5 protein-coding genes, 1 tRNA gene and 2 pseudogenes are annotated in these 7,502 nt (G+C 37.4%); 5 read left to right on the top strand and 3 right to left on the bottom strand.

The annotated features are described in order from the left end of the window. Positions 1-171: 171 nt before the first annotated feature. The gene (locus M5121_RS15280) at positions 172-1,401 is read right to left on the bottom strand and encodes a tyrosine-type recombinase/integrase (RefSeq protein WP_249571645.1); all 1,230 of its coding nucleotides are present in this window, start codon (positions 1,399-1,401) and stop codon (positions 172-174) included. 808 nt (positions 1,402-2,209) lie between these two features. On the opposite strand from M5121_RS15280, the gene glnA reads away from it, so the two are divergent. The 5 genes and pseudogenes from glnA (at position 2,210) to M5121_RS15255 (ending at position 6,907) form a co-directional block, all read left to right on the top strand. Then, positions 2,210-3,625 (top strand): type I glutamate--ammonia ligase, encoded by a 1,416-nt coding sequence (gene glnA, locus M5121_RS15275; RefSeq protein ID WP_005402324.1) that lies wholly within the window; start codon positions 2,210-2,212, stop codon positions 3,623-3,625. Positions 3,626-3,749: 124 nt separating this feature from the next. Continuing rightward, complete coding sequence (locus tag M5121_RS15270; protein ID WP_249571644.1) at positions 3,750-4,241, top strand: chorismate--pyruvate lyase family protein; 492 nt, start codon at positions 3,750-3,752, stop codon at positions 4,239-4,241. Positions 4,242-4,256: 15 nt separating this feature from the next. Then, on the top strand, positions 4,257-5,138 hold the full coding sequence (gene ubiA / locus M5121_RS15265) for a 4-hydroxybenzoate octaprenyltransferase (protein WP_125272017.1): 882 nt from the start codon (positions 4,257-4,259) through the stop codon (positions 5,136-5,138). A 105-nt stretch (positions 5,139-5,243) separates the two neighbouring features. Next, positions 5,244-6,584, top strand: a pseudogene (locus M5121_RS15260) (lipase family protein). A gap of 116 nt (positions 6,585-6,700) precedes the next feature. After that, positions 6,701-6,907 (top strand): hypothetical protein, encoded by a 207-nt coding sequence (locus M5121_RS15255; protein WP_125299497.1) that lies wholly within the window; start codon positions 6,701-6,703, stop codon positions 6,905-6,907. Between the two features lie 18 nt (positions 6,908-6,925). Here M5121_RS15255 and M5121_RS15250 read toward each other — a convergent pair. Both M5121_RS15250 and M5121_RS15245 read right to left on the bottom strand, forming a co-directional pair. Next, a pseudogene (locus M5121_RS15250) lies at positions 6,926-7,368 on the bottom strand (DUF2726 domain-containing protein). Between the two features lie 56 nt (positions 7,369-7,424). Next, positions 7,425-7,500, bottom strand: a tRNA-Asn gene (locus M5121_RS15245). Positions 7,501-7,502 lie beyond the last annotated feature (2 nt).

Genomic DNA, 7,502 nt, shown 5'->3' with positions numbered 1-7,502 from the left:
TCATATCTATATCTCACTAAGTAATGTTTAAGTTATCAAGACTTTCGATCTAGCCATCTCGTCTTGATGATTAAATAATACATCGTGAGAATCTCACAATCAAGCACTATTTATAATTATTTTTAATCTGCCGACAAACGGTAATCATCTGTTTGGGGGTGGGGCAAGGGCTTAATCTTTCCAACTATCAACAATGTCCGCCCAATCTTGAAGCATCTTGCGCCTATTTTCTAAATGCTTTGCATGATTGTAAGATGCTTTTGTTTTATTCTCGTCTGCATGTGCGAGTTGCAGTTCAATCCAATCTTCTTCGTAGCCTTTTTCATAAAGAAAGGTTGATGCTGTGGCCCTAAAGTCATGGGCTGAAACATCCCCTAAATTAATATAATCAAGCATCCTATTCAATGTGGTGGCAGACAACATCCCCTCTTTATATATTGCTGAAAATACATAATCTTGACTTCCAGTAATTTTCTTTTGCTCAATCAGCAACTCAAGTAATTGGGCGGATATTGGCACAATGTGAATACGGTTTTTCTTGGTTGTTCTTTCTTGGGTTTTGCTTTTCGCTTTTGTTTTTTTTGTAGCAATAGGGAATTTAATGGTTTTATCTTCAAAATCAATAAAAGACCATTGCATACGTCTAATTTCAATTGATCTTAACATTGAATAAAGCATTGCTAACACAGCATTTCTAACAGTTTTTGATCCTTTGTATGTGTCAATCTTGGTACGCAAAATTCGCAATTCTTGTTTTTCCAGTGGCCTTGCGTGTTCAACCTCTGGACGCTCAATAACATCTCTAACTGCGTATGTTGGGTCGTAATCAGCTCTAAGTGTGGCAATAGCGTAGCGCATTACAGCGCCAATAAATTTACGGTTTTGGATCGCTGTCACTTCACCAGTGCCGTAATTATTTTGGCTTTGAACACGTTTTAGAGTGTTTTCCATGACTTTTAGAACATCATATGAAGTCACATCTTTTACAGCTTTATTACCAATAACTCTATACACATCACGCTCAAATGAATCTCGCATTTGTTGCTTGTATTTTTCAGTCCGATCTGCAATTTTATTTTCAATATACTCTTCAGCAACTAGCCTGAAAGTATTTTTACTAGCATTCTTTTCTTCTTGCTTTTTTTCGACACGATCTTCAATTGGATTGATACCTTTGTGAAGCAGCGACTTAGCATCGTCTCGCAATCTACGAGCTTCTGCTAATCCCACAACAGGGTATTCGCCCAGTGTCATCATGAGCGCTTTGTCTAAATATCGAAATCTAAATCGCCAAAACTTTTTGCCAGTTGGCTTTACCTCTATACACAAACCATCAAAGTCAGTGATTCTATAAAGCTTCTCAGTTGGCTTTAGTGTACGTAGTTTGGTGTCGTTTAGCATGTGAGTATGATTGATGACAACTTGGCGTACTCACAATCATACTCATAAAATTTAATTTTGCTAGAATTTGCTACATTTACTTTAATTTGCTTAAAGATTGAAAATAAAAGAGTTGATAGCTAAATTAGTTTTGTTAGATTTGCTTATATTTTTTGAGTGCTTCTTTTCGATCATCAGAAGCATGACTTTATAACCTTTTGAAAAATAATTGCTTTATTGAGCTGGTAATGTGATTACTCTATTCTAAAGTTATATTTCTTTAGGATTTATTGAAGCTTAAAGGAATATGTTGAAAATAGAGAAGAATAATCATAACAAAAACAAATGATCAATGTTGAATATTTCAATTACCCGATGTTTAGCTAGATTTAATTACTTAATGAAAGAAATCGTGTTTAAAAATCAGAATAAACTTCATAAATTTAAAGGTTTGAGTAAAAATATACAAAGTGAACCAAAAGTCTAAATGAATTGATTGGAATGAAGTTCAAAAGAATGATATAAAAAGCGAATTTATGCTAACTCATGATAGTGTAAATTGCACTACATTAGTTCTCTGTTATATGTTTTGCACCACTTTGGTTCGTTATGTCTATTTTGGGGACGAGCTGAGATCGGAATGTTTAAATATGGTGCATTTGTGAAAGCAAACATTATAGTGGACATAGGACATGGAGCTTAAAGCATTTTTTCTGCAAAGAATTTCAATGTTTTAGGTATGCTTTAAAATTGTTGGTATGATAATTGCTAATTGTACACCAACAACTAACACGCACTTAACAAGTGCATATAAATTTCATTGGAGCAAATGAGCATGGCGAACAAGGTCCTTCAACTCATCAAAGAAAGTGGCGCAAAATGGGTCGATTTTCGCTTTACTGATACTAAGGGTAAAGAGCAACACGTAACTTACCCAGCTGACACGATTGATGAAGATACATTTGAAGATGGTAAAATGTTCGATGGTTCTTCAATCGCTGGTTGGAAAGGCATTGAAGCTTCTGACATGATCTTACGTCCAGATGCTGAAACAGGTTTTCTTGACCCGTTCTTTGCTGAGCCAACTGTTGTTGTGACTTGTGACGTTATTGAGCCTTCTACTGGTCAAGGTTATGAGCGTGACCCACGTTCGATTGCTCGTCGTGCTGAAGAATATTTAAAATCTACAGGTATCGGTGATACAGCATTCTTTGGTCCAGAACCAGAATTCTTCGTTTTCGACGAAGTTAAATGGGATATCGATATGTCTGGCGCTCGCCATACACTAATCGCTGAAGAAGCTGCATGGTCTACTGGTAAAGATTACGAAGCTGGTAACTCAGGTCACCGTCCACGTGTGAAAGGTGGTTACTTCCCAGTTCCTCCAGTTGACTCACATCAAGACATGCGTGCTGAAATGTGTGCACGTATTGAAGACATCATGGGTCCAGGTCGTGTAGAAGTACATCACCACGAAGTTGCTTCATGCCAATTAGAAATTGGTGTGAGCTTCAATACATTAGTTCGTAAAGCGGACGAAGTTCAACAGTTCAAATATGCAGTTTGGAACGTTGCTCACCAATATGGCAAAACAGCGACTTTCATGCCTAAGCCAATGGTAGGTGATAACGGTTCTGGTATGCACGTTCATATGTCTATCTCTAAAGATGGCAAGAACTTGTTTGCTGGTGATGAATATGCTGGTTTATCAGAAATGGCATTGTTCTTCATCGGTGGTGTAATCAAACACGCTCGTGCTTTGAACGCAATTACTAACCCTGGTACAAACTCGTACAAGCGTTTAGTTCCTCACTATGAAGCTCCGATTATGCTTGCTTACTCAGCACGTAACCGTTCTGCTTCTATCCGTATTCCTTACGTTTCTAGCCCTAAAGGCAAACGTATCGAAGCACGTTTCCCAGATCCATTAATGAACCCATACTTAGGTTTTGCGGCATTGTTAATGGCTGGTCTTGATGGTATTCAAAACAAGATTCACCCAGGTGAAGCTGCTGACAAGAACTTGTATGACCTTCCTCCTGAAGAAGAAGCAAAAATCCCTACAGTTGCTCACAACTTAGAAATGGCGATTGATGCTCTTAAAGCGGATCACGAGTTCTTATTAAAAGGCGGTGTATTCACTAAAGAAATGTTAGATGCTTACATCGAACTTAAAACTGAAGATGTACGTCGTCTTAACACGACTACTCACCCAGTTGAATTTGATATGTACTATAGCTTGTAATACATCCCAAATAAAAAAGCTCGCTTAGGCGAGCTTTTTTTATGCTTTTGATTCAATTGAAAGTCGTACGCTTTTTATCAAAAAATTCATGTAAACTAGATGCGATGTTTTTAGTGAGCCAAGCATGCGAAATTTACGACCAAACACAATAAATTCAAAGCAGATTCCTAAAGAATTAAAAAAATGGTTGTACGCATCAGGTTCATTAACTCAACAACTTACTGATCTTGCTAGTGGTGATTTTCATGTTGAACGGATTAAAGAGCATTATCAACGTTTAACATTTGCTGACAGTAAATGGATGTTAATGCCTTACCATCATGTTGCTTGGGTACGTGAAACTCATTTATATGGTAGCGAGCGAGAGCCTTGGGTGAAGGCAAAAAGTATTTTCCCGATTCTTAGTCTACAAAAAAAAGCAAGAATATTTAAATATATACGCAATAAGCCAATCGGTTGGTTCTTATTTCAAAGAACTGATCCTCAGTGTGAACGACGTGTTATTCAACTTGATGAGGGCTGGACTAGGCAAAGTTGTTATACATGGCATGGGTGTAAATTTATTGTGCAGGAAACTTTTTTGCCTGCTTTTGAACAGTTTATTCGACAGCATTGACTCTCAGGATTACTCATGGAAACAGTGCAACATATAACATGGCGACAACGTTTAGAAGCCTATTATTATCTATGTAGATTTGATAAACCGATTGGTACGGAATTGGTTTTTTGGCCAACCATGTGGGCGTTATGGATTGCATCTAAGGGCATACCTGATCTTAAGATATTACTAATCATGGCTTTGGGATGCTTATTTATGCGTGCTGCAGGTTGTGCAATTAATGATTTTGCTGATCGTAAAGTAGATGCACATGTAGAACGAACGAAAAATCGTCCTTTAGCCACAGGTGTGATCAAAGCCAAGGAAGCAGTGTTTGTTTTTTTAGCCTTGGTAGTGCTTAGTGCAAGTTTGTTGTTGTTCTTGCCTATAGAAGCATTTTATTGGTCATTTGGAGCGTTATTGTTAGCGTTCATATATCCATTTATGAAACGTTATACGCATCTACCACAAGTTTTTCTCGGTGCTGCATTTTCTTGGTCAATTCCAATGGCATATGCCGCTGTTGGGCAGACCCCAGATTTAACCTGTTGGCTTTTATATTTCGGTAATTTGGCTTGGACAGTCGCTTATGATACACAATATGCAATTACTGATCGTGAATATGATTTAAAAATTGGGGTCAAATCGACGGCTATTTTATTTGGTCGCTACGATATACAAATTATTGGTGTGTTGCAGCTTGTGAGTTTGGTATTGATCGGCATTGCATTGTATATCGAAAGTCTGCTTGTACCTTTTGGAATAGCTGGATTGATTGTTGTTGCTGGAGATTTTATTTATCAAACATTTAAGACTCAAGATAGGGATCCGCAACTTTGTTTTTGGGCATTTCGTCACAATAGATGGGTTGGAATGATAATTTTTCTAGGAATCTTTTTACAATTAGTGGTTTAAAATGACCAATTAGTTGAAAAGTGTTCTATGCAGAGCACTTTTTTATGCCTTAATAAAGTCGCATGTAGTTTCGTGCACACAAAAACAAGACTAAAAGAAAATTTTATGAACCGGTCTAAAATTGGATTAGCAATTAGCTTTTCAATCTCTGCTTTATTTCTATTTGCGTGTAATGACAGTAATGATGGTTATTCAAGCAGCAATAAAGATAAAACATATATTTCAGAAATTAGCTATTCAAAAGATAATTTGACTTTTGCAGCATCGATCAAAGTTATGACCTATAACATGACTAATGTTCAGGGTAAAACAGCAAAAGCGACTGCGATGGTTATGTTTCCTAAGGTTGCTGCACCAAGCGATGGTTATCGTGTAGTGGTATGGGAACATGGAACAGTGGGAGTCGCTGATAGCTGTGCTCCTAGTAATAATGTGCTTAATCCGCGTTTTAGAATTTTAGCTGAAACCCTACTTGCTGCTGGTTATGTGGTGGTTGCACCTGATTACGAGGGTTTGGGAACGGCTGGTATCCATCCTTATCTTAATTTAGCAAGTGAAGCAAAATCTGCTATCTCAGCGATGCAATCGGTTAAAGATCGTTATGGCACCCAATTAAATGGTGCATGGATGTCAGTAGGGCAGTCACAAGGTGGGCAAGCTTCTATTGGTACAGCTGAATATGCAAATGCTGATGTATCTTATAAAGGGGCGGTTGCTGGAGCACCAGCTTCAAGTTTAGGTAAGATTATTCTTGAAGTTGCTCCAGCTGCATTGGCAAATATCGAGCAGGCAGAAGTAGCCAATAATGTTCCGTTAGTCAATCGTGTGTCTGTAGATTCTTACGCAACGCTACTGGCATAGGCTGCTTTAACGGGTGTTGGTATCAAAGCATATGAACCAAGATTTGATTATCGAGATATTTTCCAAGATCGCGCTAAATCATTAGCAGAGTTTGCTGAAGGTACAACAGGTGAAAATGGTTTATGTCTTGATAATGAAAGTGACCCAAGTGCAAGCCTCATCGAGAAGTTTAAAGCAGATATCATCAAATTTATGACGGATAATCCAGATAAAAAAGTGATGGATTACCCTGGATTAGATACAAACAATTTTAAAACCAATCCAACCGTTCAGAAGTTTTTGGTAGATAACCAGCCTGGAACTAAGCGAATTGATAAGCCTGTCTTAGTTGTACAAGGTACAGCTGACACTAACGTTCCTTTCCCAGTGACTCAGGCATTGGTAGCTAATTTACAGGCATTAGGTTCTGATGAGGTGGAATTAAAACCTGTACTTAATGCAACACATACCCAAGCGATTGTATGTAAAAACTTAGATATTTATAACTTTATTCAAGCGAAAATGCCTGCTAAGACAAATGTGGTAATTGATCCTGCGAAAATTGATGCAAGCAAAGACTCGCAGTGTACAGGCGTGAGTTCTTAATTATTCAACGATATGGTGATTAGATCTTAGAACTTGTAAATCAAAAAAGAGTCTCATCAGTGAGGCTCTTTTTTGTTATATTGTTGCATCGATTTTGATAGCGCATTTTGAATACTATGAGTCAGAATTCAGTTGAAAAAAAGCAAATCCCATGGGGTTTAATGGCTTTAGGTTTATTGATACCAATATTTATTGTTGGTATGGCTTTTATTGCAGCAAGAAGTGATGCAGAAACAAAACGTAAATATGATCAACAACGTGCTGAGATTGCAAAGAAGTTTGAAGATCAAAAAAATGCTGAACAAGCTAAGACTGCTGAATAAATGCTTATACCATTGTTTTTAATAACGAATATCCATCTGTAATTGTTTTATGGATGGAATTTCAGTATAGCGAATGACATCATAGCCTGCCTCCTGTAACATTTGATCTCTTTGTTTGTCTTCCTGCTCTTTTCCGAGATGACTCGGATCATCTAATTCAATAATCACAACAACTTTCATATCTTTATTGAGTAGCACGAAGTCGGTAACTTTACGATTAAATTTGCTTCGAATTTTATAATGATCACTAGTAATTAATGCACTAAAAGCCACTTGAGTCAAAACGTGGTAGTGGGGGAAGGCTTGTTTTAATCGAAGGAACATTTGAGTTTCAAATGAACTAATGACTGATCGAGGAAAGAATTTTTGTTTAGGTAGAAAAAAGGAACAAAGCTAACAAGAAGAATAATACTACTTATGCATCCAATAACTAGTAAAATAGTTTGAAGAAAGTCCAGCATATTCAAATCAAATAGTTAATAAAAAACCCACTCAAAGTGAGCGGGTTTTTAGAATTTGGCTCTCCCACCTGGGCTCGAACCAGGGACCTGCGGATTAACAGTCCGTCGCTCTACCGACTGAGCTATGGGAGAAT

Source organism: Acinetobacter sp. ANC5681 (assembly GCF_023488045.1).
Lineage (GTDB): Bacteria > Pseudomonadota > Gammaproteobacteria > Pseudomonadales > Moraxellaceae > Acinetobacter.
Note: the sequence above shows the minus strand (reverse complement) of the source record. Positions and strands in the feature narration are given on the sequence as shown.

Bases quoted from the DNA above. Each gene is read 5' to 3' on its own strand.
- glnA (WP_005402324.1), top strand. From the start codon at position 2,210: ATGAGCATGGCGAACAAGGTCCTTCAACTCATCAAAGAAAGTGGCGCA.
- M5121_RS15280 (WP_249571645.1), bottom strand. From the start codon at position 1,401: ATGCTAAACGACACCAAACTACGTACACTAAAGCCAACTGAGAAGCTT.
- ubiA (WP_125272017.1), top strand. From the start codon at position 4,257: ATGGAAACAGTGCAACATATAACATGGCGACAACGTTTAGAAGCCTAT.
- M5121_RS15255 (WP_125299497.1), top strand. From the start codon at position 6,701: ATGAGTCAGAATTCAGTTGAAAAAAAGCAAATCCCATGGGGTTTAATG.
- M5121_RS15270 (WP_249571644.1), top strand. From the start codon at position 3,750: ATGCGAAATTTACGACCAAACACAATAAATTCAAAGCAGATTCCTAAA.